Below are 24,116 nucleotides of genomic sequence, written 5' to 3' on the forward strand. Positions count from 1 at the left end.
CATGAGCAGTGGTTACGTCATCGCATCCGTCACCGTCACCAACCCTGAGCAGTACGAAGAGTACAAAAAGTGGAGCACGCTGGCCATGCAGGCGCATGGCGCCGAGGTGTGCATTCGCGGCGGCAAGGTGGAAGTGCTGGAAGGCGACTGGAACCCCGGCCGCACCGTGCTGCTGAAATTCCCGAGCTTCGAAGCCGCGCGCGCTTTCTACGACACGCCCGAGTACCAGAAAGCCAAGGCCGCCCGCGAAGGTGCAGCCATCATGCGCATGGTGTGCGTCGAAGGCGTCTGAGCGCGCACCCGCAAACATTGCTCCCTCATTGATAGCTGCTAGCGCTTACACATCGTGCGCTAGGGACTGATTTGATTTAAAACTTCTGCAAAAAGGAAAACCATGAGTGCCATCGTTGACATCGTCGGTCGCGAGATTCTGGACAGCCGCGGCAACCCCACCGTCGAATGCGACGTGTTGCTCGAATCGGGCGTGATGGGCCGGGCCGCTGTGCCGTCGGGCGCCTCCACGGGCAGCCGCGAAGCCATTGAAATGCGCGACGGCGACAAGAGCCGTTACCTGGGCAAGGGCGTGCTCAAGGCCGTGGAATACATCAACACCGAGATCAGCGAAGCCGTGCTGGGCCTGGATGCATCCGAGCAGGCGTTCCTGGACAAGACCTTGATCGACTTGGATGGCACCGAGAACAAGAGCCGCCTGGGCGCCAACGCCATGCTGGCCGTGTCGATGGCCGTGGCCCGCGCGGCCGCCGAAGAATCTGGCCTGCCTCTGTACCGCTACCTGGGCGGCATGGGCAGCGTGCAACTGCCCGTGCCCATGATGAACGTGATCAACGGCGGCGCGCACGCCAACAACAGCCTGGACCTGCAGGAGTTCATGATCATCCCCGTGGGCGCACCCACGTTCCGCGAAGCCGTGCGCTGGGGTGCCGAGGTGTTCCACGCGCTCAAGAAGATCCTGCACGACAAAGGCATCAGCACTGCCGTGGGCGACGAGGGCGGCTTTGCCCCCAGCGTGGAAAACCACGAAGCCGCCATCCGCCTGATCCTGCAAGCCATTGAAGCTGCTGGCTACACGGCAGGCGAGCAGATCGCCCTGGGCCTGGACTGCGCCGCGAGCGAGTTCTACAAGGACGGTCACTACGTGCTGGAAGGCGAAGGCGGCCTCAAGCTCACCGCCCAGCAGTGGACGGACATGCTGGCGGCCTGGGTGGACAAGTACCCGATCATCAGCATCGAAGACGGCATGCACGAAGGCGACTGGGACGGCTGGAAGCATCTGACCGAACGCCTGGGCGACAAGGTGCAGCTGGTGGGCGACGACCTGTTCGTGACCAACACCAAGATCCTGAAGGAAGGCATCGACAAGCGCATCGCCAACTCGATCCTCATCAAGATCAACCAGATCGGCACTCTGACCGAAACGTTTGCTGCCATCGAAATGGCCAAGCGCGCTGGCTACACCGCCGTGATCTCGCACCGCTCGGGCGAAACCGAAGACAGCACCATTGCCGACATCTCGGTGGGCACCAACGCCGGCCAGATCAAGACCGGTTCGCTGAGCCGCTCGGACCGCATCGCCAAGTACAACCAGCTGCTGCGCATTGAAGAAGACCTGGGCGACATCGCACAGTACCCCGGTCGCGCTGCGTTCTATAACCTGAAGTAATGGCCCCCACGGTCGTCCACTGCGTGTGGCTCCCTGCCCCCCAAGGGGGCCGCGTTTCGCCTTGGGGCGGCCCGGCGGCGAAACATAGTTGCAACAGTAAAGGTTGACCGTTGGTCTCCCGCATCGTCCCCGTCATCCTGCTGGCCTTGCTGGCAGCGCTGCACGCCCAGCTCTGGTTGGGGCGGGGCAGCGTGCCGCGCGTCAATGCGATGCAACGGCAGATTGATGTGCAAAAGGCGGCCAATGAGCAGGCCCGCCAGGTGAATGCGCGGCTGACCTCGGAGGTGCACGACCTCAAGGAAGGCCTGGACATGGTGGAAGAAAAAGCGCGCAGCGAGCTGGGCATGGTCAAGCCCAACGAGGTGTACGTGCAGTTCACGCCCCGCTGACCTGCGTTGCGGGGCCCCGTTGCTGCATGGACTACTGCCCCGCGCCGACCCCTCTCACCACGCAGACATTGACCAAGGCCTGCGCTTCACTCATTGCCGTGCGGCAGCCCTATACACCCACTCCCTTGATTGCCTTGCTGGGCGCCCCCCACACGGGCGTAGAGGCGTTGGCTCAGGCGCTGCAGCAGCAGATCACTCCCGGCAAGGTGCATATCGCCCTGCACCACCCGCACCTGACCCACACCCCGACCACTCCGCAGGCGGCATCTGAGGCGGTGGCACTGACCCTGCTGATGGGTCTCGACCAGCCCTGCCCTGCCGACGAACGGGCCGCGCAGGAAGCCCGTGATGCCCAGCTGCGCACCGCCCTGGCGGCTGCATCCATACCCTACCGCGTGGTGTACGGCACCGGCGAGCAACGCACTCGCAACGCCCTCATTGCTATACAAAAAGTAGCGCCTCAGGCATATTCCACTAGCGCAAGAGCCGCATTAGGCACTGAAAATGCGCCCAGAACGGCCCGGTTGCGCGCCTGGAACTGCGAGAAGTGCAGCGACCCCATTTGTGAGCATCGGCTGTTCACCGCACTGGTCGAGCAGCGGGATACGACACCGCCACCAGCCGTTACGCCAGACCGCGCTTGAGCTCCTTCAGAAGCAACACCACCTGGCTGGAGCCGTAGCGGTAACCGCCATTGAGCACCTGCACGGCCCGGTCCCATTCGCCCTGCTGGGCCAGTTCCACCAGGGTGGCAGCCTGCTCATGAAAGTATTGGTAGCGCGCCACCAGCAGCGGATAGGCAGGCTGGTCGCCCAGCAACTCGCCGCCCACGCCATGCAACCAGCGGCCCAGCGCGCTCTGGTCAGCGCGGCGCACCTGGGCCGGGTCCAGCCCGACGGTGGTGCGGCCCTCCAGGTAGTCCATCAGCCGGTCTTTCCACCGCTCGTGGGCGTTGATGGCTGCGTCGATGTCCAGCGCGGCGAGCAGGGTGTCAGCACGCCGCGAGTCTGGTGCCGCTGCACTGTCGTACAGCGCCAGCGGAGGCGCAGCCGAGCTGGCCCGGTGGCTCCCCAGAACACGGCGAAGAAACTGCATGACACCCCTCGTTCATTTCCTGCGCGACCGGAACTGATCGCTTGAACGCACACAGGCCTTGCGGTCCGGCCGTATGCTTCGGTCCCCGCCACAACATGCACTGCTGCAGCACTGTTGAGTAGGGACCCAGGAATCTTAGGCGTGGATGGCGGGGGCGATTGTCAACGATGGTCAGCCAACCGCCGCGCCCGCAAGCAAGCAAGCAAGCAACGGCTGAACGTTACTGGATGCCAGTCGGCCCCGGGGGCTGCGCAGCGCCTTGCGAGACAAAAATCTGCGCCGCATCCACCGCATCAAAGCGGTATTGCTGCCCGCAAAACTCGCAACCCACCTCGATGTCATCGCGCTCAGCCAGGATGCTCTCAGCCTCTTCAGCGCCCAGGTTGCGCAGCATGTTGCTCACGCGCTCGCGGCTGCAGGTGCAGGCAAAACGTGGGCCGCTGGCGCCCTGCTGGGGTTCAAAGCGCAGCAGCTTTTCTTCCCAGAACAGGCGGCGCAGGATGGTGTCCACGTCCAGCGTCAGCAGTTCCTCACGGGTCAGGCTGGAGGCCAGGTGCGCAATGCGGTTGTAGTCCTCGTTGTGGCCGATCTGGTCTTCGTTCTCGCGGTGCGAGAGGCCCGCGGCCAGGTTGCCCTCGCCCTTGATGGGCATGCGCTGGATCAAGAGGCCTGCCGCCACCTGGTCGTTGGCGCCCAGCACCAGAATGGTGTCGAGCTGCTCGGACTGCAGCATGTAGTGCTGCAGCACGTCCGACAGGCGCTCCAGCTTTTCGTGGTGGTCGCCATGCAACGGCACCACACCCTGGTACGGCTGCTGGCCCGGGTGGCGGTCCTTGGGGTCGAGCGTGATGGCGCAGCGGCCACCGCCGCCCACATTGACCATCTGGCTCAGCTTTGCGTCCGGCAGCACCTCGCCGTTCACCGTAGCGGTGGCGCGCAGGCTCAGGTCCGACTGCACTTCGGCCACGGCCAGCTTGACCGGGCCGTCCCCAAACACCTGCAGCACCAGCGCACCGTTGAACTTGATGTTGGACTGCATGAGCACACCGGCGGCGGCCATCTCGCCCAGCAACTCGCTCACCGGCGCGGGGTAGGCGCCGGTGGCGGTGTTGCCAGCCCGGCGCTTCAGGATCTCGGTCCAGGCATCGGTCAGGCGCACGATCATGCCGCGCACCGGCAGACCATCGAAAAGAAACTTGTGGAGTTCAGACACGCAGGGATTCCAGGAAAAATGAGGTGGCAGGCGGGGACGATGCCCGCTCAGCCAATCTTGCGCAGGCCGTGTTGGAAGCGGCGCGCATTGTCAATGTAGTGTTGGGCGCTCTGGCGCAGGCCTTCGATCTGCTCGGGGGTGAGTTCACGCACCGCCTTGGCGGGGCTGCCGATGATCATGGAGCCATCGGGAAACTCCTTGCCCTCGGTGACCAGCGCGCCCGCGCCCACCAGGCAGTTCTTGCCAATCTTGGCGCCATTGAGCACCACGGCGCCAATGCCGATCAGCGATTCGTCGCCGATGGTGCAGCCGTGCAGCATGACCTGGTGGCCCACCGTCACGCGCTCGCCCACGACCAGGGGCTTGCCGAAGTCGGCGTGCAGCACGCTCGCGTCCTGGATGTTGGAGCCCGCGCCAATGGTGATGCTCTCGGTGTCGCCGCGCACCACAGTGCCAAACCACACGCTGGCGTCTTTGCCCAGCACCACATTGCCCATCACCTGTGCGCTGTCGGCCACCCAGGCCGACGCTGCCACTTGGGGAGCCACACCGTCGAGTTCGTAAATTGCCATGCACCCACTCCGCAGAAACCAAAGAAGCGGCACGCCATGGCGCGCCCTGAGAGGTCGCCAATCGTTACAAAGCGCAAGCCTTGGTGCCGATGGCAAGGCCTAGAATTGTAAGGATGGAGCTTCGCCACCGTGCACTGCAGGTCTTGTGCCTGGCAGACCCCGAACAAAAAGCGGCTGCAGCGCTAGAACTGTTTGCCCAAGCAGCTACGCTTTCGATAGCAGAAACCGCCCCCGCGGCCCCCACCGATCCAGACGCCCTGCCCGGTCGTCCCGAACGCCCCGAGTTGCTGCGCCACACCCAGGTGGCCCGCCGCTCGCCCGCCACTCCCGAGGGCCGCGCCATTCTCATCCACGCCATCGCCCACATCGAGTTCAACGCCATCAACTTGGCGCTGGATGCCGTGTGGCGCTTTGATGGCATGCCGCGCGATTACTACCTGGACTGGATGCGCGTGGCGGCCGAAGAGGCCAAACACTTCAGGCTGCTGCGCGATCACCTGCGCAGCCAGGGCCACGACTATGGCGACTTTCCGGCTCACCAGGGGCTGTGGACCATGTGCGAGAAAACCCGGCACGACGTGCTGGCGCGCATGGCCCTGGTGCCCCGCACGCTGGAAGCCCGGGGGCTGGATGCCACGCCGCAGATCCAGGCCAAACTGCGCCAGGTGGGCACACCCGATGCCCTGGCCGCCGTTGCCATCCTGGACGTGATCCTGCACGACGAGGTGGGCCATGTGGCCATCGGCAACCACTGGTACCGCTGGCTGTGCGAGCGCGCTGGTGAGAACCCGGAAACCCTGTACGGCACGCTGGTACAGAAGTACGAAGCGCCCCGTCTGAAGCCTCCGTTCAATGAGTCCGCGCGACGCAGCGCCGGGTTCAGCGACGCCGAGCTGCGCTGGCTGCAGCAAGCCTGACCCGCACACCCTGGCATAGAGCCTGCGGACAACCTGAGGGGAATACGATGACTCCTACAATTCCCGGCGATGCCCTCAGCGGGCCCGCGCTCCCTATTTCAAGAACACACAGCCCACACCCATGACCCAAGCTTTCACCCCCGGCACTCCGCCCGCGCCACCACCTGGCAACTCATCGTCGGTCGCCATGATTGCGCGGCAAGCCATCGTGAACGCGCAGCAAGTGGTGGTGGGCTACGAGCTGTTCAACCGCTCGCGCAGCGGCGCCGCCCACACGGCCGCGACCGACGTGATCCTGGTGTTCACCGCCCTGTCGCATGCCGGCACCGAGGAGCTGGTGGGCAAGAAGCTGATCTTCGTCAACTGCACCCACGAAAGCCTGTCGGGCGGCCACCTGGAGCTGGTGGACCCGGACAAGGTGGTGCTGGAGATTCCGCCCCTGGGCCATGCGGCCGCCGAAGAGGTCGCCACGCGCCTGCCCATCCTGACCGAGCTGCGCGACCGGGGCTTTCACCTGGCCTTCAACCACACGGTGCTGCAGTCGGCGTATGCGCCCTGGCTGCCGCTGGCGGACTACATCAAGCTGGACCTGTCGGTGCTGGCGCCCGACCAGCTGGCCGTGCTGATCAGCTACGCAGGCCGCCACAGCAAGGCCGAGCTGATCGCCGAGAAGGTCGAAACCGCCCAGCAATACGACATGGTGTCCAGCCAGGGCGTGCAGTTGTTCCAGGGCTACTGGTTCGCCCGCCCGGCCCTTGTCGAGACCAAGCTGCTCACGCCTTCGCAGGCCAGCATCATTGAGCTGATCAACCAGGTGCGCAAACAGGCCAGCACGGACGAGATTGAGGAAGTGCTCAAGAAGGATGCGGGCCTGGCCTTCAACCTGATGCGCCTCATCAATTCGGCCGGGTTTGGCCTCTCGCGCGAGATCACCTCGTTCCGCCAGGCCGTGATGCTCATGGGCTTGAAAAAGCTGTTCCGCTGGGCCGCGCTGCTGCTGACCGCCTCACGCAACAACGGCACGCCTTCGTCGGTGGGCCACACCGCCGTGGTGCGCGGGCGCCTGATGGAGCTGCTGGCGCTGGAGACCCTGCCGCCCGAGGAGGCTGACCAGGCATTTGTGGTGGGCATCTTCTCGCTGCTGGACGTGATGCTGTCCATGCCCATGGAATCCGCCATCGGCCTGCTCAATGTGCCCGAGCCCGTGGCCGCTGCACTGCTGCGGCGTGAGGGCTTCCTGGGCGATCTGCTGACCTTGGCCGAGGCCTGCGAATCCAGCGACGATGCCGTGTTCGACCGAACGGCCGGCCTGCTGCACCTGACCAGTCAGCAGATCAACTTTGCCCACCTGCAGGCACTGGCCTGGGCCGACCACATCGGCGACTGACGGGCGCTGCCGCCACGCTGGCGGCCCCTGGTCATACTTTGGTTCTCTGCCAACGCCTGGCGGTCTAGAATGATCGCCAGCCTTTCATTTCAGTGGACCCCATGTCGAGCACACCCGAACAAGACACCCCGGACGCCGCAGCGCCTGCGGTCGATCCCGTGGACGAGAACCTTGCCATCATTGCGCGCCAGGCCATCGTGGACGAAAGCCGCGCGGTCTATGGCTACGAGCTGTTCGACCGTTCCACCGCGTCTGACTCGCACACCGCCGCCAGCGATGCAGCCCTGCTGTTCAACGCCCTGTCCTATGCGGGCACCGAGGCCCTGGTGGGCAAGAAGACGGTGTTCATCAACTGCACGCACGACAGCCTCTCGGGCGGCCACCTGGAGCTGATCCACCCCGAAAAGGTGGTGCTGGAAGTCCCGCCCCTGCCCGACGGCGCCACCCCCGAAGAAATCGAAGGCCGCCTGCCCACCCTGGAAGCATTGCGCACACGCGGCTTTCGCCTGGCGTTTGACCAGCAGGCCCTCAAGCGCGCCTACACCAGCTGGCTGCCCCTGGCGGCCTTCATCAAGCTGGACATGCAGGCCTTTAAGCCCGAGTTGGCAGCTCCCCTGGTCAAATTTGCCACCACCCACAGCAAGGCCACGCTGGTGGCCGAAAAGGTCGAAACGGCGGCGCAATACGAGCTGATGCGTGACCTGGGCGTCAAGCTGTTCCAGGGCTACTGGTTCGCCCACCCCTCGCTGGTCAAGGCTACCACCATCCGCCCTTCGCAGGCGACCATCATTCAGCTCATCAACCTGGTGCGCAAACAGGCCAGCACGGCCGAGATCGAAGACCTGCTCAAGAAAGACCCCACCCTGTCTTTCAACCTGCTGCGCTTCATCAACTCGTCGGGTTTTGGCCTGTCGTGCGAGATCACCTCGTTCCGCCATGCGGTGATGATCTTGGGGCTGAAAAAGCTGTTCCGCTGGGCAGCCCTCTTGATGACCACCTCGCGGGCGGGTGGTGCGCCACCGGCCGTGGGCCAGACTGCCGTGGTGCGCGGCCGCCTGATGGAGCTGCTGGCCGCCGAGCTGCTGCCGCCTGAAGAGTGCGACAACGCCTTCGTGGTGGGCGTGTTCTCGCTGCTGGACACCATGCTGGGCGTGCCGCTCGAAAAGGCGCTGGAGTCCGTGGCCCTGCCCGAACCGGTGATGGACGCCCTGCTGCGCGGCACCGGCGTGTTTGCCCCGTTCCTGGAGCTGACCAAGGCCTGCGAAAGCGGCGACGAGGTGGCTTTTGCCAAAAACGCCGATGCGCTGCACCTGTCCAACCGCCAGGTGAACTGGGCCCACCTGCAGGCGCTGACCTGGGCCGAGAGCCTGAACGAAGAATAGTCCCGTTCTTCCCCCTCCAAAAAGCCACAGGCCCTGCTTCGACAGGGCCTGTGGCGTTTCTGGGGCTTCAACCCCTGCACACGGTCAGTTGCCTTGGATGCCCGCCGCGCGGATGATGCGCGCGTTGTTCTCGGACTCCAGCGCGATCTGGCGCGCGAACTCGGCCGTGGTGCCGCCTGTGGGCACGTTGTCGGTGGCATCGAGCTTGGCGCGGATGTCAGGCAGCGCCAGCGCCTTGTTCACCTCGGTGTTGATGCGCGTGATGACCGTCTTGGGCGTCTGCGCCGGGGCATAGAGGCCGAACAACGAAGAGAGGTTGGCTGCTGGCTGACCCAATTCGGCCAGCGTGGGCACCTGGGGCAGCGAATCCAGCCGCGCCGGAGCCCCCACCGCCAGCGGCTTGAGCTTGCCCGCCTGAATGTGCTGCAGCACCGCCGGGCCGGCGTTGGTCGATAGCACCTCAAACTGCCCGCCCAGCGCGTCATTCATCTGCTGGCCGCCGCCCTTGTAGGGGATGTGCGTGATCTGCACCTGCGCCACCGACTGGATCTGCTCCAGCATGATGTGCCCCAGCGACGCCTGCCCCGACGTGGCCCAGCGCACCGTGCCGGGCTGGGCCCGCGCACGCGCGATCAGGTCCTTGAAGTCGGTCGCCCGGCTCGCGGGCGTGCCCAGGAGCAGCACGGGCGAATACATCACGCTGACCACCGGCGCAATGTCCTTTTGCGGATCGAAGGGAGACTTGCCCAGGTGTGGGTTGAGCGCCAGAGGGCTGACCGCCGCAAAACCCAGCGTGTAGCCATCGGGCGCCGCCTTGGCCACCGCGTCCACGCCCAGGCTGCCGCTGGCGCCCGCCTTGTTCTCAATGACCACGGGGGTGCCCAGCTGCGCAGCCAGCTTGTCGGCCAGCGCGCGGGCGATGTTGTCGCTCACGCCCCCCGCCGGGTAGGCCACGATGATGCGGATGGGTTTGGCCGTGGGCCAGGTCTGCGCCAGAGCCAGCGCGGTGGCGCCCGCCAGACAGGCGCCGATGATCAGTTGCTTCATGCAGGACTTTCTTGTCAATGGAGATCAAAAGAAAACGAAAAAGAGACCGTCGCCCGCGCTACCCCCTCGGATGGTGCTGCGCGTGCAAGGACTTGAGCCGCTCGCGCGCCACGTGGGTGTAGATGGTGGTGGTGGAGATATCCGCATGGCCCAGCAGCAGCTGCACCACGCGCAGGTCGGCGCCATGGTTGAGCAGGTGCGTGGCAAACGCGTGGCGCAGCGTGTGGGGCGACAGCGGCACGGTGATGCCCGCCACCTGCGCCCACTTTTTGACAATGACCCAGAACATCACACGCGTCATGCCGCTGCCGCGCTGGGTGACGAACAGGTCGTCCGTCTGCTGCCCACCCAGGATGGCACCACGGGCCTCGTTCAGATAGCGCAGCAGCCACGCCCGCGCCTCTTCGCCAAACGGCACCAGGCGCTCCTTGCTGCCCTTGCCCATCACGCGCAGCACGCCTTCGTTCAGGCCGACCTGGTAGGTCTTAAGCGTGACCAGCTCGGTCACGCGCAGGCCGCTGGCGTACATCAGCTCCAGCATGGTGCGGTCGCGCAGGCCCAGGGGGTTGCCCAGGTCGGGCGCGTTCAGCAGCGCCTCCACCTGCGCCTGCGACAGGGTCTTGGGCACACGCAGCGGCTGGCGTGCGGCCTGCAGCCGCACCGTGGGGTCGGTGGTGATACGCCGCTCGCGCAGCGCCCAGTGAAAGTAACGGCGCAACACCGTAAGGCGCCGGTTGGCCGAGGTGGCGCGCGTCTGCGCGTGGCGCGCGGCAAAGTAGGCCTGCAGGTGGTGTTCGGCCGTGTCGTCCAGCGCCAGCGCGGGCTGCTGGTCGGCCAGCCATTGCGCGTACAGCGTCAGGTCGCGCCGGTAGGCGGCCAGCGTGTTGCGCGACAGGCCGTCCTCCAGCCACAGGGCGTCCACAAAGGTGTCGATGGCATTCAGACTGGGAGCAAGCATCCAAAAACCATAGCACGCATCGCGTGCATTCAGCGCCACGGGCACAAAAAAAGCCGCCCGAAGGCGGCTGGGGACGGAAGCGGTGGGTTTTATTCCAGCGTCAGCTTCTGCTTGACGACCACATCCTTGTAGACCGCGAACTCGGCCTTGATCTGCTCGGCAAACTGCTCGGGCGTGTTGCCGATCACGAGTGAGCCCGTGTCTTCGATGCGCTTCTTCACGGCCGGGTCTTCCAGGGCCTTGCGCACACCGGCGTTGATCTTGTCCACCACATCCTTGGGCAGACCCTTGGGGCCCACGATGCCGTAGTAGGCCATGCGGTTCACCGGCTCCAGGCCCAGTTCCTTGAAGGTGGGCACATTGGGCAGGGCCGCTACGCGCTGGGGCGCTGCAACAACGATGGGCACCAGGCGGTTTTCCTTGATGAAGGGCAGCGCCGAGGGCAGGTTGTCAAAAATCATGGGCACCTGGCCGGCCACGGTGTCGTTCAGGGCCGGGCCCGCACCACGGTAGGGGATGTGGGTCACAAAGGTGCCCGAGAGGTTCTTGTACAGCTCCATCTGCAGATGGCCGATGCCGCCCGTGCCGGACGACGAGTACGAATACTTGCCGGGCGACTTCTTCAGTTCGGCCACGAACGACTTGTAGTCCTTGGCCGGGAAGCTCGGGTTCACCGCAATGATGTTGGGCGTGGCCGCAATGTTGATGATGGGCGAGAAGTCCGTCAACGGGTTGTACGGCGTCTTGGGGTTGATGGCGGGGTTGGCTGCGGTGGTGGACACGGTGGCCACGCCCAGCGTGTAGCCGTCGGCCGTGGCGCGGGCGAGTTCGGCCGCACCCACAATGCCGCCGCCACCGGCCTTGTTGTCCACGATCACGCTTTGGCCAAGCACGCGGCCCAGGGGCTCGGCGATCACGCGCGCAATGATGTCGGTGGTGCCACCGGGTGCAAAGGGCACAACCAGTCGGATCACCTTGTTGGGGTAGCCTTGTGCGGCAGCCGATCCAGCTGCGGCAGCCAGTACGGTCAGCGCAAGCCATTGACGACGATGCATGGAAATCTCCTTCGTGCGGGGTAACAACAAACAGCGCCGATGGTATGCGCAACACCCGCCAAACCGCCCTGCGGATTCCACATAAGGGCTAACCCTAAAAATGGGCGCGGGTGGGCAACCTCCCAGCCCCATTCAACCTGCTGGGAGCCCCCGACCGGCTTGCCATGCATCAAGTATTCTCGGTGCGTGAACTACGCCCAACTCCTGCTCCCCGATTTTTCACTCATCTTCCTGGGCTACCTGATCTGCCGGTACACCGCCCTGAACCGCTCGGTCTGGCAGCCGGTGGAGAGCCTGGTGTATTACCTGCTGTTCCCGGTGCTGCTGTTCCAGTCCATCGTCAAAAGCCCGATGGATATCGGCGCGGCGTCGGGCTTGATCGGCGCAGGCATGTTGTCGGGCGTGATCGGCATCGCACTGGCCTACAGCCTGCCGCACTGGCCCTGGGTGGGCAAGCACATCGACGTGCGCGACCACGCGGCCAGCGCGCAGGTGGCGTTCCGCTTCAACTCCTTCATTGGCCTGGCCATTGCCGAGCGGCTGGCGGGCACGCAGGGCCTGTTGATGATTGCCGTGCTGATCGGTGTGTGTGTGCCGCTGTTCAACGTGGCGGCCGTGTGGCCCATGGCCCGGCACGGGCAGCACAGCTTTGCGCGTGAGCTGTTGCGCAACCCGCTGATCATTGCCACCGCCTCGGGCCTGGCAGCCAACCTGCTGGGCTTTCAGATCCCCGAATGGGCGGTGCCCACGGTCACTCGCATCAGCTCCGCATCACTGGCACTGGGCCTGATGGCGGCCGGGGCGGGGCTGCAGTTTGGCCTGCTCACACGGGGCAAGACGCTGAGCGTGTCGGTGCTGGCCATCCGCCACCTGGTGCAACCGCTGGTGGCGTTTGGCATGGCCCGCATGTTCGGGCTCGATGCCGTCCAGACGACCGTGCTGCTGGCCTTTGCCGCGCTGCCCACGGCATCGACCTGCTATGTGCTGGCGGCGCGCATGGGCTACAACGGGCCGTATGTGGCGGGGCTGGTCACGCTGTCCACCTTGTTGGGCATCGTGAGCCTGCCGTTTGCGCTGGGGGTGCTGCGATGAGCCGGGGTCTGAACCGCAGGCGGCTGCTGGGCGCCAGTCTGGTCGCTACCTTGAGCATGGTCGCGTGTGGCCGCAAACCGCCGCGTGCCCAGGCGGTGCCGCCGGGCGCCACGGTGCTGGCGCTGGGCGACTCGCTCACATCGGGCGTGGGAGCCTCGGCCGACACCGCCTACCCCGCCGAACTGGCGCGCCTGACGGGCTGGAAGGTGGTCAACGGCGGTGTGTCGGGCGACACCTCGGCCCAGGCGCTTGCGCGCCTGCCGGGCCTGTTGCAACAGCACCAGCCCGCGCTGGTCATCGTGGGCATTGGCGGCAATGACTTTTTGCGGCGCCAGAGTGCTGCCACCGCGCGCACCAACATCCTGCGCATCTGCACCGAGGCACGGGCCAGCGGCGCCCAGGTGCTGCTGGTGGCTGTGCCGGAGCTGTCGCTCATGGCCGCTGCCGGCCGCCTGAGCGACCACCCGCTGTACGAAGAGATTGCCGAGGAGCTGAAGATCCCGCTGCATGCCAAGGGCTGGTCTAGCGTGCTCGCGCAAGAGCGGTTGCGGTCGGACCAGATCCACGCCAACGCCGCAGGGTATGCGGAGTTTGTCCAGGGACTGGTGGGCACCTTGCGGAAGACGGGGCTGCTGGCGCAGTAAGGACCCGGCGCAACGGTTATCACTCCTATTTTGATAGCTACTTAGGCATGTTGCACTAGCGCTACCAGGCGATTTCTTTCAAAAACGCCCTCAACCCGCCTCCAGCGCCCAGGCCACATGCTCGCGCACCAGCGCACTGGCGTCGTCAGCGCGTGACTGCAGCGCCGTGCGCAAGGCCTCGTCGCCGGTGGCGCGCAGCGCATTGCCCAACGCCACCGCCACGTTGCGCAGCCAGCGTTCATGGCCAATGCGGCGAATGGGGCCGCCCTCGGTCATGCGCAAAAAGGTGGCTTCGTCCCACGCAAACAGGTGCACCAGCTGCTGGCCCGACAGGCCCTTGCGCTCGTCAAAATCGGGCAGGCGGCTCACCTGCGCAAACTTGTTCCAGGGGCAAATCAGCTGGCAGTCGTCGCAGCCATAGATGCGGTTGCCCATCAGCGGGCGTAGCTCCACAGGGATGGGCCCGGCGTGTTCGATGGTGAGGTACGAGATGCAGCGCCGCGCGTCAACGCGGTGCGGCGCGACGATGGCCTGTGTGGGGCAGATGTCGATGCACGCGCTGCAGCTGCCGCAGTGCGGGGTGACGGGCTCGCTCTGGGGCAGCGCCATGTCCACATAGATCTCCCCCAGGAAGAACATGGACCCCGCCTCGCGGTTGAGCACCAGCGTGTGCTTGCCGCGCCAGCCCTGGCCGCTGCGCGCGGCCAGCTCAGCCTCCAGCACCGGCGCGGAGTCGGTGAACACGCGGTGGCCAAACGGGCCGATGGCCTCGGCGATGCGGTCGCTGAGCTTTTGCAGGCGGGCTCGCAGCACCTTGTGGTAGTCCCGGCCCCGGGCGTAGACGGAGACGATGCCCTCGTGCGGGCGCTGAAGGCGTGAGAGTTCGGCCACCTGCCAGCCCCCGGGCGCATCCCTGGCCGTGTCGCGCGGCAAATAATCCATGCGCGCCGTGATCACGCTCACGGTGCCGGGCACCAGTTCGGCCGGTCGCGCGCGCTTCATGCCGTGGGATGCCATGTAATGCATGTCACCATGGAAGCCCTGCGCCAGCCAGGCCGCAAGACCCGGCTCGGCCGCAGACAAGTCCACCCCCGCCACGCCGATTTGGGAAAATCCCAGCTCGCGGGCCCACTCCTGCATTTGAGGAACGAGTTGACTGTTGCACCACATACCGGCCAGATTGTAGAAAGCGGCAGCGATGCCCCTGGCGCCCCCCCCGGCGACACTTCTGCCGAACCCACGCGCCAATTCATCTGGCATGGCGAGGAAGACACCGCCGCCTTTGCCCAGCGCCTGGCCGCACAACCCCTGCTGGCCAACGCCTTCGTGACCCTGCACGGCGACCTGGGTGCGGGCAAGACCACCCTGGTGCGCCACCTGCTGCGCGCCCTGGGTGTGCAAGGCCGTATCAAGAGCCCCACCTATGCCGTGGTGGAGCCCCACGAGGCCCCGGGTCTGTCAATCTGGCACTTCGACTTCTACCGTTTTGACGATCCGCGCGAGTGGGAAGACGCCGGTTTCAGGGACATTTTTGCCAACCCCGGTCTCAAGGTGGCAGAATGGCCGGAAAAGGCTGCAGCGCTTACCCCGCTTGCAGACCTTGCTATTCACATTGAAGCAACGGACGACACCGAAAGGAAGGTCACGCTGCATGCCCCCACCGCCACCGGGCGCAGCCTGCTGCAAGCTCTCTGAGACGCCGTGAACGAACCCACCTTGACTGCCCGCCAAGCCCCCCTGCCCACGCGCCGCGCCGTGTTGCGCGCCAGCAGCCTGGTACTGCTGCTGGGCACACAGCAGATTGCGCGCGGCGCCACCATCGTGGCCGTGCGCGTGTGGCCTGCCCCTGAGTATTCGCGCGTCACCATCGAGTCCGATGGCGCGCTGGTGGCCAAGCAGTTTTTCGTGACCTCGCCGCCGCGCCTGGCGGTGGACATTGAAGGCATCGACCTGAGCCCCGAGTTGCGTGAACTGGTGGCCAAGGTCAAGCCCGACGATCCCAACATCGCGGGCATCCGCGTGGGCCAGAACGCACCCGGCGTGGTGCGCCTGGTGGTGGACCTCAAGCAGCCCGCCATGCCGCAGGTGTTCACCCTGCCGCCTGTGGCCGCCTACCGCCACCGGCTGGTGTTTGACCTGTACCCCGCAGCGCCCGTGGACCCGCTGGAGGCCCTGATTGCCGAGCGCCTGCGCGATGCCAACGGCCCCGCTGCTGCGTCTGCCCCCTCGCCTGCCAGCGCCCCTGCCACCGCCCGCGCGCCCGCACCGGCTGCCGAGCACGACCCGCTGGGCGACCTGATCGCGCAGCGCGCCAATGGCCCCACCACCGGCAGCACAGGTGCACAGCCGCCCGCCCCGCCACCAGCAGTGGCGGCGGCGCCTGCACCCGGGGCAGCCCCCGCAGCGCCATCGCGCCCCGGCAACCGCGCCACAGCCACCGAGACCGACCGCATCATCATCGTGGCACTCGACCCCGGCCATGGCGGCGAAGACCCCGGCGCCATCGGCCCCTCCGGCACGCGTGAAAAAGACGTGGTGCTGCGCGTGGCCCACCTGCTGCGCGACCGCATCAACGCCACCACCATTGGCGGCAATCCCATGCGGGCCTACCTCACACGCGACGGGGACTACTTTGTACCCCTGGGCACCCGCGTGCAGAAGGCCCGGCGCGTGCAGGCCGACCTGTTTGTGAGCATCCACGCCGACGCGTTCACCACCCCTGCCGCCCGCGGCGCCAGCGTGTTTGCGCTGAGCCAGGGCGGCGCCTCCAGCACTGCCGCCCGCTGGCTGGCCAACAAGGAAAACCAGGCCGACCTGGTGGGCGGCATCAACGTGCAGTCCAAGGACCAGCATGTGCAGCGCGCGCTGCTGGACATGAGCACCACCGCGCAGATCAACGACAGCCTCAAGCTCGGCACCGTGCTGCTGGGCGAGATCGGCAATGTGGGCAAGCTGCACAAGCCGCGCGTGGAGCAGGCAGGCTTTGCCGTGCTCAAGGCGCCCGACATCCCCAGCGTGCTGGTCGAAACCGCCTTCATCAGCAACCCCGAAGAAGAAAAGCGCCTGCGCAGCAGCGCCTACCAGGAGCAGTTGGCCGATGCGCTGATGCGCGGTATCACGCGCTACTTCGCCAAGAACCCGCCGCTGGCGCGCAGCCGGTCGGTGTAGGCAGGTCAAGGACAGGGCGCGCGGGGCAGCCAGACCACCTTGCGCGCACTGCCAACTGCAGGCACAGTAGCCTGCATCGGCCGGGCGCGCACCGCGCCCAGGCCAGCAAGGAGAACTGCCATGGCCCTGCCCCACGCCCAATCTGGCCAGATCGTCAGCGTGCGCCCCCTGGGGGCGCGTTTGGCCGACACCGTCACCACCGCCATCCTCAAAGCCGGCCAGCTCGAAGTCATGCGGGTGGTCCTGCCGGTGGGCAAATCCATGAAAGAGCACCAGACACCCGGCGAGGCCACCGTGTTGTGCATCGAGGGCTTGGTGGAGTTTGCCAGCGACCAGGGCGTGCAGCAGTTGCACCCCGGCGACTTTGTGCACCTGGCACCGCGCGCGCTGCATTCGCTCAAGGCGGTGGAGCCTGCGTCCCTGCTGGTGACGATGTGCCTCAAGCCTGCCCCAACGGCTTGAGCCCCAGCCCGCCCAGGCGGTCAGCGCCCCAGCCGGAACACGCTCACGATCTCTGACAACCGCGCCGCCTGGTGCTTGAGGCTATCGGCCGCCGCCGCGCTCTGCTCCACCAAGGCAGCGTTCTGCTGGGTGACCTGGTCGAGCTGCATCACCGCCTCGCCCACCTGACTGATGCCGATGGTCTGCTCGCCCGTGGCGCTGGAGATTTCGCCAATCAGGTCGCTCACCCGCTGCACCTGGGCGACGATGTCTTCCATGCTCTGCCCGGCGTTGCTCACCAGCTGGGTGCCGTTCTCCACCTTTTCCACACTAGCGCCGATCAGGGCCTTGATCTCCTTGGCGGCTTCGGCGCTGCGCTGGGCCAGGCTGCGCACCTCGCTGGCCACCACGGCAAAGCCCCGGCCCTGTTCGCCGGCGCGGGCAGCCTCCACCGCCGCGTTCAGTGCCAGGATGTTGGTCTGGAACGCAATGCCGTCGATCACGCTGATGATGTCGGTGATCTTTCGGGACGCGGCCGAGATGTCCTGCATGGTGGTCACCACCTGTCCCACCACCTCGCCACCCTTGACCGCCGCCTGTGATGCCGAGCCAGCCAGCGTCGCGGCCCTGCGCGCGGTGTCGGCATTGTTCTTCACGGTGCTGGTGATCTGCTCCATGGAGGCGGCCGTTTCCTCCAGGTTGCTGGCCTGCTCTTCCGTGCGCTGACTCAGGTCGGCATTGCCCATGGCGATCTCGCTGGAGCCCGTGGCAATGCTGTCGCTGCTGTGCCGCACATCACCCACAATGCGCACCAGCGAGGTCTGCATGCCCTGCATGGCCCGCATCATCTCGGCCACCTCGCCACGCCCCTGCACCTCGATGGGCTGGGACAGGTCGCCCTCGCCAATGCGCTGCGCCACTGCGCTCACCGCTCCCAGCGAGCGGCGAATACGCTGCACCACCACCCACGACAGCACCACCAGCAGCGCGAGCCCCGCCACGCCGGCCACCAGCACCGTCATGCGGTAGGACTGGATGAGTTCAGCCGCCTCGGCCGCCTGCTCGGCCGAGCGGCGCACCTGGTAATCGACCATCTTGTCGGCAATGGCGTTGTACTTGTCCAGCACGGGAGCAAACGTGCCCAGCGCATAAGCGCGCGCCTGGGCCATGTCGCCCGCCTTTTTCAGCTCCAGCGACTTGTCGCGCGTCTCCAGGTACGACTTGCGGATGGTGGCCAGCTCTTCCTGGATGCGCAGGCCCTCAGGGCTGTTTTCCAGCTCGGTGTAGCGCTTTTGCACCTTGCTGGTGTCGGCCGTGGTGGCCGCCATCGTGTCCTTGAAGTAGTTTTGCAGGTCATCGCCCTCGGTCTGGGCGATGGAGAACACGCGCGTGGAATTGACGGCGATGTTGCTGCGCCAGCGCAGCGCCAGTTGCAGCCGCTCCACCTGCTCTGATGCGAGATGGTCCACCGTGGCCCCCAGATGCTGCACCCGCACAAGGCTGAGCACCAGCACCACCACCAGCGCCAGCACCGCCACCCCCACGATCAAACCGATCTGCTGCGCCACCGTCAACTGAGCGCCTACGGCCCCCCGGCCGGCGTGCTGGATGTGCTGGGTCATCGCGTGTCCTTGTGTAAGTTTTGTACGCCCAGGAAATGATCTGCCTGCGCAACGCGGTTGGCAACAGCGCCAAGCGCAGGGAAACCCTAAGAGCCTGTCCTACAGCCACCGCCCTTGCCTGCCTACACCGACAAAAAGCATCACGAGCCACAGTAGAGGCACAGGTCGAGCTTCAGCCGCCACTGCGGAAGGGGACCACGGCCTGACTCCACAACCATCAAGGAATCTCGCCATGAAAATCCGTCACATTCTTCTCGCGACCACTTGCACCGCGGCCCTGGCACTGGGTGGTTGTGCATCCAACCCCACCAACGCCCAAGTGGGCACTGGCGTCGGCGCCGTGGTCGGCGGCGTTGCCGGTAACGCCATCTTCGGCGGCCCCGTGGGCACCATCGGCGGTGCCGCAGCCGGCGCCCTCATCGGCCATGAAGTGGGTGAAGACCGCGACCAGCGTCGCCCCTACCGCCGTTAAATTTGCGGGGCGCTGAGCGCCCCCGCTGGATGCTCAGCACCTGTTTGGGCATCAAAAAAGCGGCAGGAGCATGATCCACATGCGCCTGCCGCTCTTTTTTTGGTAGCAGATGGTCGATCTTCAGACCGTACGCGCCTGACGCCCTGCGCGCCACGCGCCAAAGATGGCGATCAGGCCCGGCACAAAAATCATTGCCCAGATGATCTTGTCCAGGTTCTCCTTGACCCACGCAAAGTTCCCGAAGAAGTACCCCGCCGTGGCAATGCCCAGCACCCACAGCAGCGCACCACCCACGTTGTACGCGGTGAACTTGGCACGGTTCATTTCAGCGACGCCCGCCACAAAGGGTGCAAACGTGCGGATGAAGGGCATGAAGCGCGCAATCACGATGGTGATGCCGCCATAGCGCTCGTAAAACTCATGCGCCTGGTTGAACGCCCGGCGGTTGAACCAGCGCGAATCCTCCCACTGGAACACCTTGGGCCCAAAGTAGCGGCCAATCGAATAGTTGCACTGGTCGCCCAAAATGGCCGCCGCCAGCAGCACCGCGCACGCCAGCGGAAAGTTCATCAGGCCCGCACCGCACAGCGCGCCCACGATGAACAGCAGCGAGTCGCCCGGCAGGAACGGCATTACCACCAGCCCCGTTTCGACGAACACGATGGCGAACAGCAGCGCATACACCCACATGCCATAGGCCTGCACAAACGCCTCCAGGTACTTGTCCACGTGCAGGATGAAGTCGATGAGAAAAGTGACAAGTTCCATGAAGAGGCAGGCCCAGCGCGGCGCGGAAAAAAGGTGGGCGCATTATCCCCATCACGCCCCGCCCCAGGCCGATACCCCTGCACAGCCCCCGCCCTAAAATCCCCCGGGTGAACGACACCACCTCCTCCCTCTCAGCGGCGCAGCCCGCCTCCGGCCCCACGCCCCCCGCGCGCCGCCCCATCCGCGATCTGCCCGATGAGCTGATCAGCCAGATTGCAGCTGGCGAGGTGGTGGAGCGCCCGGCCTCGGTGGTGCGTGAGCTGGTAGACAACGCGCTGGACGCGGGCGCCACGCAAATCACTGTGCGCCTGTCGGCAGGCGGGGTGCGGCTGATCACGGTGGAAGACGATGGCGGTGGCATTCCGCAAGAAGAGCTGCCCGTGGCCCTGCGCCGCCACGCCACCAGCAAGATCACCAACCTGAACGACCTGGAGACCGTGGCCACCATGGGCTTTCGGGGCGAGGCGCTAGCGGCGATTGCGTCGGTATCGGAGATGGCCCTGCTCTCGCGCCCGGCGGCCCAGGCCAGCGCCTTCTTGCTGGACGCACGCAGCGGCGAGCTGCGCCCCGCCGCACGCAGCACCGGCACCACGGTGGAGGTGAAGGAACTGTTCTTCTCCACCCCCGCGCGCCGCAAGTTCTTGAAGACCGACGCCACCGAGCTGGCGCACTGCATTGAATCGGTGCGCCGCCACGCGCTGGCGCGGCCCGATGTGGGCTTTGCCATCTGGCACGAGGGCAAGCTGGTGGAGCAGTGGCGCGCCACCTTCGTGCCCGGCCAGAGCGATGTACAGGACGCCCATGACGCGCTGGCACGCCGCCTTTCGGACGTGCTGGGCGAGGACTTTGTGACCCAGTCGGTTGCTGTGCAGCACCGCGTGGGGCCTGTCACCGTCACCGGCCGCGCAGGGCTGCCCGACGCCGCCCGCTCGCGGCCTGACCACCAGTACTGCTACGTCAACGGCCGCTTTGTGCGCGACAAGGTCCTCACCCACGCTGCCCGCAGCGCCTACGAAGACGTGCTGCACGGCCACAAGCAGCCCATCTACGCGCTGTATGTGGAGATTGACCCGGCGCGTGTGGACGTGAACGTGCACCCCACCAAGATCGAGGTGCGCTTTCGTGACAGCCGCGAGGTGCACCAGGCCGTGCGCCATGCGGTGGAAAACGCGCTGGCTGCGCCCCGGGCCGCCGCACTGGCAGCGGCTGCGGCGGCGCCCAACCCCTCCACAGCGGGTGATGGGGAGCATTTCAAGCCCCAGACGCCTCAAGCGCCGGTGTGGAATGCCCAGGCTGCTATCAAATTTGAAGAACGGGGCCACCGTGTGGAAGATCTGGCGGCCTTGTGGGCGCCGCGCAATGCCCCCTCTGCCAGCCCGATGGCAGAGCCAGCGTCTGACGCTGCGGTGGGGGGACTGTGGGTGCCTTCGGCCCAGGCGAGTGCGAACGCAACAGTCACAGCGCCCACCACGCCCAATGCTCCTGGCGCTTCTGCCACGGGGTGGGACGGCGCGCAGCCTGCAGAGGTAGCTGCGCCCTCTGCAGCATCCACGACCGCTCCCCTTGCCAGCAACCCGGCCACGGCCTGGCCCGTGGGCCGCGATGGCCAGGAAACCGCCTGGCCCCTGGGCAAGGCCGTGGCGCAGTTGCACGGTGTGTACATCCTGGCCGAAAACGCCCAGGGCATGGTGGTGGTGGACATGCATGCCGCCCACGAGCGCATCGTCTACGAGCGCCTGAAGGCCCAGGTGGACAGCGGCGCGCGCATCGCGAGCCAGCCCTTGCTGATCCCTGCCACCTTCGCCGCCACGCCACAGGAAGTCGCCACGGCCGAAGAGTCGGCCGAGGTGCTGGCCACGCTGGGACTGGAGGTGGTGCCCTTCTCCCCCAAGACCCTGGCCGTGCGCGCCGTGCCCACCACGTTGGCGCAGGGCGACCCGGTGGAGCTGGCCCGCAGCGTGCTGGCCGAACTGGCCGCACACGACGCCACCACCGTGGTGCAGCGCGCCCGCAATGAAATCCTGGGCACCATGGCCTGCCACGGCGCCGTGCGGGCCAACCGCAAGCTCACCATCGATGAGATGAACGCCTTGCTGCGCCAGATGGAAACCACCGACCGCTCCGATCAGTGCAACCATGGCCGCCCCACATGGCGGCAGCTGAGCATGAAGGAGCTGGACGCATTGTTCCTGCGTGGACGGTAGCGGCGGGCATCGCCTCGCCCGCGACATAGCCAGAGCCCTCTCCTCCAGCCATTGCCATCGCCCTCCATGACCCCTCGTTGCAGCACCACCGCCCCTACACCCGCCCTGAACCTGCTGGCGGCCACCACCGCCCTGTGCCTGGCCTGGCCCGCCCACGCCGGGCGCCCCCTGTCCGTGGACGATGCGGGCGTGGACGAGGTGGGCCAGGGCCACGTCGAAGTGTGGTGGGAGGGCCAGCGCGGCCAGCCCGGCACGGTGTCCATGGCCCCTGCCTTCACCCCCATCGCCGGACTGGAGCTGGGCGCCGTGTTGGCGCGTGACCGCAACGAGCGCCATACCCTGCAAGGCCTGCAGGCCAAGTGGCTGTGGAGCCCCGCGCAAGAACAAGGCTGCAATGCAGGCAGCAGCGCTGGCGTCGTGCACCGACGCCAAGGTGCCGGGCAGAGCGCAGGCAGCGTGGTCGCGCTCAATCTCATCGGCACCTGCGCCGCGACCTGGGGCGTGGTCAATGCCAACCTTGGCAGCCAGCGCGAGCGCGGCCAGTCCTGGCGCGCCACCTGGGGCGCCTCGGTGGAACGCAGCTGGGGTGCCATCACCCCGCACCTGGAAGCCTTTGGCACCCAGCACAGCGCCCCCACGTTCCAGACCGGCGCCCGGTGGGAGTGGGCGCCCGGCAGGCAGCTCGACGCCACCATTGGCCGCCAGCAGGGGCGCACCTTGCTCAGCGTGGGGTTTGCGCTGGGGTTCTGACCCCGCACCACACCGCCGCATGAAAAAAGCCCGCCGAAGCGGGCTTTTTGACGGGTGCGCAGAACGCTACTTAGTAGCGTGCAGTGACCTCTTTCAGTTGTCCCGCGCTGCCTTGGCCGTATCGGCAAAGTCGCTGAACACGCCGTCCACACCCAGGTTGTAGAACAGCTTGTACTCGGCCTTGGGGTCGCCCTTGAAGTCCGAGGCCAGGCGCTTGGCTTCGTTGCGGAAGGTGTAGGCGTGCACGAACAGGCCTTCAGCGTGTGCGTTCTTCACCACGTCGGTGGGCGCCATCATCACGCGGTCGCGTTCGTCGATCTTGCCGTCGCCATTCAGGTCGTCGGGCTTGCCGTCCTTGTTGGCATCCACTTGCTTGGAGGGGATCAGGTAGGGCTTCCAGGGGCCAATGCCGTCGGCATAGGTCTTGACTTCCTTGAGGCCCGCGGGGGTCAGCAGGCTGGCGAAGGTGCGCGAGTCACCGGCCACGGCAAAGTCATAGGGCTTGTCGTACGGGGCCACCAGCGACATGGTGCCATCGGGGTTCACATCGTCTGCGTCCACCAGCTGCACCAGGCGCACCTGGGTCTTGGTGCGCAGGTACTTGAGGTTGGAGACTTCGAACGACTGGATGATGACGGGTGAGCTCTTGGAGGTGTAGCCGTACTTGGCCAGGATGGCCAGCAGGCGGTCTTCCAACGGCAGGCCTTGCTTGACGTGGTAGGTGGGGTGCTTGGTCTCGGGGTACACGCCCACGGTGCGGCCCGCCTTGGCGCCTTCGGTCTTGGCCAGGTCCAGCACTTCTTCAAAGGTGGGGATCTGGAACTTGCCGTTGTACGACTGGTCGCGGTCGGAAAGGGGCTGGATGGCGCGCAGGGTCTTGAGTTCGGCCAGGGTGAAGTCGGTGACAAACCAGCCTTCTTCCTCTACGCCGTCCACCACTTTCTTGGTCTTGCGGCTGGCGAATTCGGGGCGGGTGGAGACATCGGTGGTGCCGGTGATGTTGGGCTCGTGGCGGGCGACCAGCACACCATCCTTGGTGGCCACCAGATCGGGCTCGATGAAGTCGGCGCCCATGTCGATGGCCAGCTTGTAGCCTTCCAGCGTGTGGTCGGGCCGGTAGCCCGCCGTGCCCCGGTGGCCGATGACCAGGGGCTTGTCGCCGTTCAGGGTGGGGTACGGATAGTTGTCGCTGCCGCCGCAGGCTGCCAGCGTGGCCACCATGGCCAGCGCGCCCCATTTCACACCAGTGATGTGCATGC

The 24,116-nt window shown here is 66.2% G+C and carries 25 protein-coding genes; 15 read left to right on the forward strand and 10 right to left on the reverse strand.

Annotated elements, in window-relative coordinates; genetic code table 11:
- Position 1: 1 nt before the first annotated feature.
- The 4 genes from DNK89_RS05530 (at position 2) to DNK89_RS05545 (ending at position 2,714) form a co-directional block, all read left to right on the forward strand.
- Entirely contained in the window at positions 2 to 292 is a 291-nt protein-coding gene (locus DNK89_RS05530; RefSeq protein WP_056640013.1) for a DUF1330 domain-containing protein, read from the forward strand.
- A gap of 102 nt (positions 293 to 394) precedes the next feature.
- Positions 395 to 1,681, forward strand: coding sequence for a phosphopyruvate hydratase (gene eno, locus DNK89_RS05535; protein ID WP_110959289.1), 1,287 nt, complete (start codon positions 395 to 397; stop codon positions 1,679 to 1,681).
- A 110-nt stretch (positions 1,682 to 1,791) separates the two neighbouring features.
- Positions 1,792 to 2,070 (forward strand): septum formation initiator family protein, encoded by a 279-nt coding sequence (locus tag DNK89_RS05540; RefSeq protein ID WP_015013327.1) that lies wholly within the window; start codon positions 1,792 to 1,794, stop codon positions 2,068 to 2,070.
- Positions 2,071 to 2,195: 125 nt separating this feature from the next.
- On the forward strand, positions 2,196 to 2,714 hold the full coding sequence (locus DNK89_RS05545; protein ID WP_153064243.1) for a hypothetical protein: 519 nt from the start codon (positions 2,196 to 2,198) through the stop codon (positions 2,712 to 2,714).
- Here DNK89_RS05545 and DNK89_RS05550 read toward each other — a convergent pair.
- The 3 genes from DNK89_RS05550 to DNK89_RS05560 form a co-directional block, all read right to left on the reverse strand.
- The gene (locus DNK89_RS05550) at positions 2,695 to 3,165 is read right to left on the reverse strand and encodes a CZB domain-containing protein (protein ID WP_110959291.1); all 471 of its coding nucleotides are present in this window, start codon (positions 3,163 to 3,165) and stop codon (positions 2,695 to 2,697) included. The genes DNK89_RS05545 and DNK89_RS05550 overlap by 20 nt on opposite strands.
- Positions 3,166 to 3,385: 220 nt before the next feature.
- Positions 3,386 to 4,378: an Hsp33 family molecular chaperone HslO gene (locus DNK89_RS05555; RefSeq protein WP_110959292.1), complete on the reverse strand. Its 993-nt coding sequence runs from the start codon at positions 4,376 to 4,378 to the stop codon at positions 3,386 to 3,388.
- 47 nt (positions 4,379 to 4,425) lie between these two features.
- Positions 4,426 to 4,950 carry a gamma carbonic anhydrase family protein gene (locus DNK89_RS05560; RefSeq protein WP_110959293.1) on the reverse strand — a complete coding sequence of 175 codons (525 nt, stop codon included), beginning with the start codon at positions 4,948 to 4,950 and terminating at the stop codon, positions 4,426 to 4,428.
- Positions 4,951 to 5,063: 113 nt separating this feature from the next.
- Here DNK89_RS05560 and DNK89_RS05565 point away from each other — a divergent pair, with 113 nt between their 5' ends.
- From DNK89_RS05565 to DNK89_RS05575, 3 genes are all read left to right on the forward strand, one after another.
- Positions 5,064 to 5,867 (forward strand): ferritin-like domain-containing protein, encoded by an 804-nt coding sequence (locus DNK89_RS05565; RefSeq protein ID WP_110959294.1) that lies wholly within the window; start codon positions 5,064 to 5,066, stop codon positions 5,865 to 5,867.
- A gap of 121 nt (positions 5,868 to 5,988) precedes the next feature.
- A complete protein-coding gene (locus DNK89_RS05570; RefSeq protein WP_110959295.1) occupies positions 5,989 to 7,254 on the forward strand; it encodes an EAL and HDOD domain-containing protein in 1,266 nt (421 codons plus the stop codon).
- 101 nt (positions 7,255 to 7,355) lie between these two features.
- On the forward strand, positions 7,356 to 8,636 hold the full coding sequence (locus DNK89_RS05575; protein ID WP_110959296.1) for an EAL and HDOD domain-containing protein: 1,281 nt from the start codon (positions 7,356 to 7,358) through the stop codon (positions 8,634 to 8,636).
- A gap of 84 nt (positions 8,637 to 8,720) precedes the next feature.
- Here the strand turns inward: DNK89_RS05575 and DNK89_RS05580 are convergent, their stop codons facing one another.
- The 3 genes from DNK89_RS05580 to DNK89_RS05590 all read right to left on the reverse strand — a co-directional run bounded on the left by DNK89_RS05580 (position 8,721) and on the right by DNK89_RS05590 (position 11,696).
- Positions 8,721 to 9,683: a tripartite tricarboxylate transporter substrate binding protein gene (locus DNK89_RS05580; protein WP_110959297.1), complete on the reverse strand. Its 963-nt coding sequence runs from the start codon at positions 9,681 to 9,683 to the stop codon at positions 8,721 to 8,723.
- A 58-nt stretch (positions 9,684 to 9,741) separates the two neighbouring features.
- Complete coding sequence (gene xerD / locus DNK89_RS05585) at positions 9,742 to 10,641, reverse strand: site-specific tyrosine recombinase XerD (RefSeq protein ID WP_110959811.1); 900 nt, start codon at positions 10,639 to 10,641, stop codon at positions 9,742 to 9,744.
- Positions 10,642 to 10,730: 89 nt separating this feature from the next.
- The gene (locus DNK89_RS05590) at positions 10,731 to 11,696 is read right to left on the reverse strand and encodes a tripartite tricarboxylate transporter substrate binding protein BugE (protein WP_056640033.1); all 966 of its coding nucleotides are present in this window, start codon (positions 11,694 to 11,696) and stop codon (positions 10,731 to 10,733) included.
- Between the two features lie 186 nt (positions 11,697 to 11,882).
- Here DNK89_RS05590 and DNK89_RS05595 point away from each other — a divergent pair, with 186 nt between their 5' ends.
- Positions 11,883 to 12,788 carry an AEC family transporter gene (locus DNK89_RS05595; protein ID WP_110959298.1) on the forward strand — a complete coding sequence of 302 codons (906 nt, stop codon included), beginning with the start codon at positions 11,883 to 11,885 and terminating at the stop codon, positions 12,786 to 12,788.
- Positions 12,785 to 13,432, forward strand: coding sequence for a GDSL-type esterase/lipase family protein (locus DNK89_RS05600; RefSeq protein WP_110959299.1), 648 nt, complete (start codon positions 12,785 to 12,787; stop codon positions 13,430 to 13,432). Before DNK89_RS05595 ends, DNK89_RS05600 begins: the two co-directional genes overlap by 4 nt.
- A gap of 90 nt (positions 13,433 to 13,522) precedes the next feature.
- Here the strand turns inward: DNK89_RS05600 and queG are convergent, their stop codons facing one another.
- Positions 13,523 to 14,572: a tRNA epoxyqueuosine(34) reductase QueG gene (queG, locus tag DNK89_RS05605; RefSeq protein ID WP_110959300.1), complete on the reverse strand. Its 1,050-nt coding sequence runs from the start codon at positions 14,570 to 14,572 to the stop codon at positions 13,523 to 13,525.
- Positions 14,573 to 14,584: 12 nt separating this feature from the next.
- Between queG and tsaE the strand changes: the two genes are divergently transcribed.
- The 3 genes from tsaE (at position 14,585) to DNK89_RS05620 (ending at position 17,062) form a co-directional block, all read left to right on the forward strand.
- A complete protein-coding gene (tsaE, locus tag DNK89_RS05610; RefSeq protein WP_110959301.1) occupies positions 14,585 to 15,127 on the forward strand; it encodes a tRNA (adenosine(37)-N6)-threonylcarbamoyltransferase complex ATPase subunit type 1 TsaE in 543 nt (180 codons plus the stop codon).
- Positions 15,128 to 15,133: 6 nt separating this feature from the next.
- Positions 15,134 to 16,600 carry an N-acetylmuramoyl-L-alanine amidase gene (locus DNK89_RS05615; protein ID WP_203422210.1) on the forward strand — a complete coding sequence of 489 codons (1,467 nt, stop codon included), beginning with the start codon at positions 15,134 to 15,136 and terminating at the stop codon, positions 16,598 to 16,600.
- 120 nt (positions 16,601 to 16,720) lie between these two features.
- Positions 16,721 to 17,062, forward strand: coding sequence for a cupin domain-containing protein (locus DNK89_RS05620; RefSeq protein ID WP_110959302.1), 342 nt, complete (start codon positions 16,721 to 16,723; stop codon positions 17,060 to 17,062).
- Positions 17,063 to 17,082: 20 nt separating this feature from the next.
- Here the strand turns inward: DNK89_RS05620 and DNK89_RS05625 are convergent, their stop codons facing one another.
- A complete protein-coding gene (locus DNK89_RS05625; protein WP_110959303.1) occupies positions 17,083 to 18,663 on the reverse strand; it encodes a methyl-accepting chemotaxis protein in 1,581 nt (526 codons plus the stop codon).
- Positions 18,664 to 18,895: 232 nt separating this feature from the next.
- Between DNK89_RS05625 and DNK89_RS05630 the strand changes: the two genes are divergently transcribed.
- On the forward strand, positions 18,896 to 19,135 hold the full coding sequence (locus DNK89_RS05630) for a glycine zipper 2TM domain-containing protein (RefSeq protein ID WP_015013308.1): 240 nt from the start codon (positions 18,896 to 18,898) through the stop codon (positions 19,133 to 19,135).
- A gap of 120 nt (positions 19,136 to 19,255) precedes the next feature.
- Here the strand turns inward: DNK89_RS05630 and DNK89_RS05635 are convergent, their stop codons facing one another.
- Positions 19,256 to 19,903: a DedA family protein gene (locus tag DNK89_RS05635; RefSeq protein ID WP_110959304.1), complete on the reverse strand. Its 648-nt coding sequence runs from the start codon at positions 19,901 to 19,903 to the stop codon at positions 19,256 to 19,258.
- A 107-nt stretch (positions 19,904 to 20,010) separates the two neighbouring features.
- On the opposite strand from DNK89_RS05635, the gene mutL reads away from it, so the two are divergent.
- Both mutL and DNK89_RS05645 read left to right on the forward strand, forming a co-directional pair.
- On the forward strand, positions 20,011 to 22,107 hold the full coding sequence (gene mutL / locus DNK89_RS05640; protein ID WP_110959305.1) for a DNA mismatch repair endonuclease MutL: 2,097 nt from the start codon (positions 20,011 to 20,013) through the stop codon (positions 22,105 to 22,107).
- A 66-nt stretch (positions 22,108 to 22,173) separates the two neighbouring features.
- Entirely contained in the window at positions 22,174 to 22,857 is a 684-nt protein-coding gene (locus DNK89_RS05645) for a hypothetical protein (RefSeq protein ID WP_110959306.1), read from the forward strand.
- A gap of 93 nt (positions 22,858 to 22,950) precedes the next feature.
- On the opposite strand, the gene DNK89_RS05650 is transcribed toward DNK89_RS05645, so the two are convergent.
- The gene (locus tag DNK89_RS05650; RefSeq protein ID WP_110959307.1) at positions 22,951 to 24,114 is read right to left on the reverse strand and encodes a glycerophosphodiester phosphodiesterase; all 1,164 of its coding nucleotides are present in this window, start codon (positions 24,112 to 24,114) and stop codon (positions 22,951 to 22,953) included.
- Between the last annotated feature and the right edge of the window lie 2 nt (positions 24,115 to 24,116).

Source organism: Acidovorax sp. ST3 (assembly GCF_003231145.1).
GTDB lineage: Bacteria > Pseudomonadota > Gammaproteobacteria > Burkholderiales > Burkholderiaceae_C > Acidovorax.

What these genes read in the sequence shown, in the direction of transcription:
- DNK89_RS05630 (WP_015013308.1), top strand. Translation starts at nt 18,896, where the DNA reads ATGAAAATCCGTCACATTCTTCTCGCGACCACTTGCACCGCGGCCCTG.
- eno (WP_110959289.1), top strand. Translation starts at nt 395, where the DNA reads ATGAGTGCCATCGTTGACATCGTCGGTCGCGAGATTCTGGACAGCCGC.
- queG (WP_110959300.1), bottom strand. Translation starts at nt 14,572, where the DNA reads ATGCAGGAGTGGGCCCGCGAGCTGGGATTTTCCCAAATCGGCGTGGCG.
- DNK89_RS05560 (WP_110959293.1), bottom strand. Translation starts at nt 4,950, where the DNA reads ATGGCAATTTACGAACTCGACGGTGTGGCTCCCCAAGTGGCAGCGTCG.
- DNK89_RS05570 (WP_110959295.1), top strand. Translation starts at nt 5,989, where the DNA reads ATGACCCAAGCTTTCACCCCCGGCACTCCGCCCGCGCCACCACCTGGC.
- DNK89_RS05620 (WP_110959302.1), top strand. Translation starts at nt 16,721, where the DNA reads ATGGCCCTGCCCCACGCCCAATCTGGCCAGATCGTCAGCGTGCGCCCC.
- DNK89_RS05645 (WP_110959306.1), top strand. Translation starts at nt 22,174, where the DNA reads ATGACCCCTCGTTGCAGCACCACCGCCCCTACACCCGCCCTGAACCTG.
- DNK89_RS05575 (WP_110959296.1), top strand. Translation starts at nt 7,356, where the DNA reads ATGTCGAGCACACCCGAACAAGACACCCCGGACGCCGCAGCGCCTGCG.
- DNK89_RS05650 (WP_110959307.1), bottom strand. Translation starts at nt 24,114, where the DNA reads ATGCACATCACTGGTGTGAAATGGGGCGCGCTGGCCATGGTGGCCACG.
- DNK89_RS05530 (WP_056640013.1), top strand. Translation starts at nt 2, where the DNA reads ATGAGCAGTGGTTACGTCATCGCATCCGTCACCGTCACCAACCCTGAG.
- DNK89_RS05635 (WP_110959304.1), bottom strand. Translation starts at nt 19,903, where the DNA reads ATGGAACTTGTCACTTTTCTCATCGACTTCATCCTGCACGTGGACAAG.
- DNK89_RS05565 (WP_110959294.1), top strand. Translation starts at nt 5,064, where the DNA reads ATGGAGCTTCGCCACCGTGCACTGCAGGTCTTGTGCCTGGCAGACCCC.
- DNK89_RS05590 (WP_056640033.1), bottom strand. Translation starts at nt 11,696, where the DNA reads ATGCATCGTCGTCAATGGCTTGCGCTGACCGTACTGGCTGCCGCAGCT.
- DNK89_RS05625 (WP_110959303.1), bottom strand. Translation starts at nt 18,663, where the DNA reads ATGACCCAGCACATCCAGCACGCCGGCCGGGGGGCCGTAGGCGCTCAG.
- DNK89_RS05600 (WP_110959299.1), top strand. Translation starts at nt 12,785, where the DNA reads ATGAGCCGGGGTCTGAACCGCAGGCGGCTGCTGGGCGCCAGTCTGGTC.
- DNK89_RS05550 (WP_110959291.1), bottom strand. Translation starts at nt 3,165, where the DNA reads ATGCAGTTTCTTCGCCGTGTTCTGGGGAGCCACCGGGCCAGCTCGGCT.
- DNK89_RS05580 (WP_110959297.1), bottom strand. Translation starts at nt 9,683, where the DNA reads ATGAAGCAACTGATCATCGGCGCCTGTCTGGCGGGCGCCACCGCGCTG.
- xerD (WP_110959811.1), bottom strand. Translation starts at nt 10,641, where the DNA reads ATGCTTGCTCCCAGTCTGAATGCCATCGACACCTTTGTGGACGCCCTG.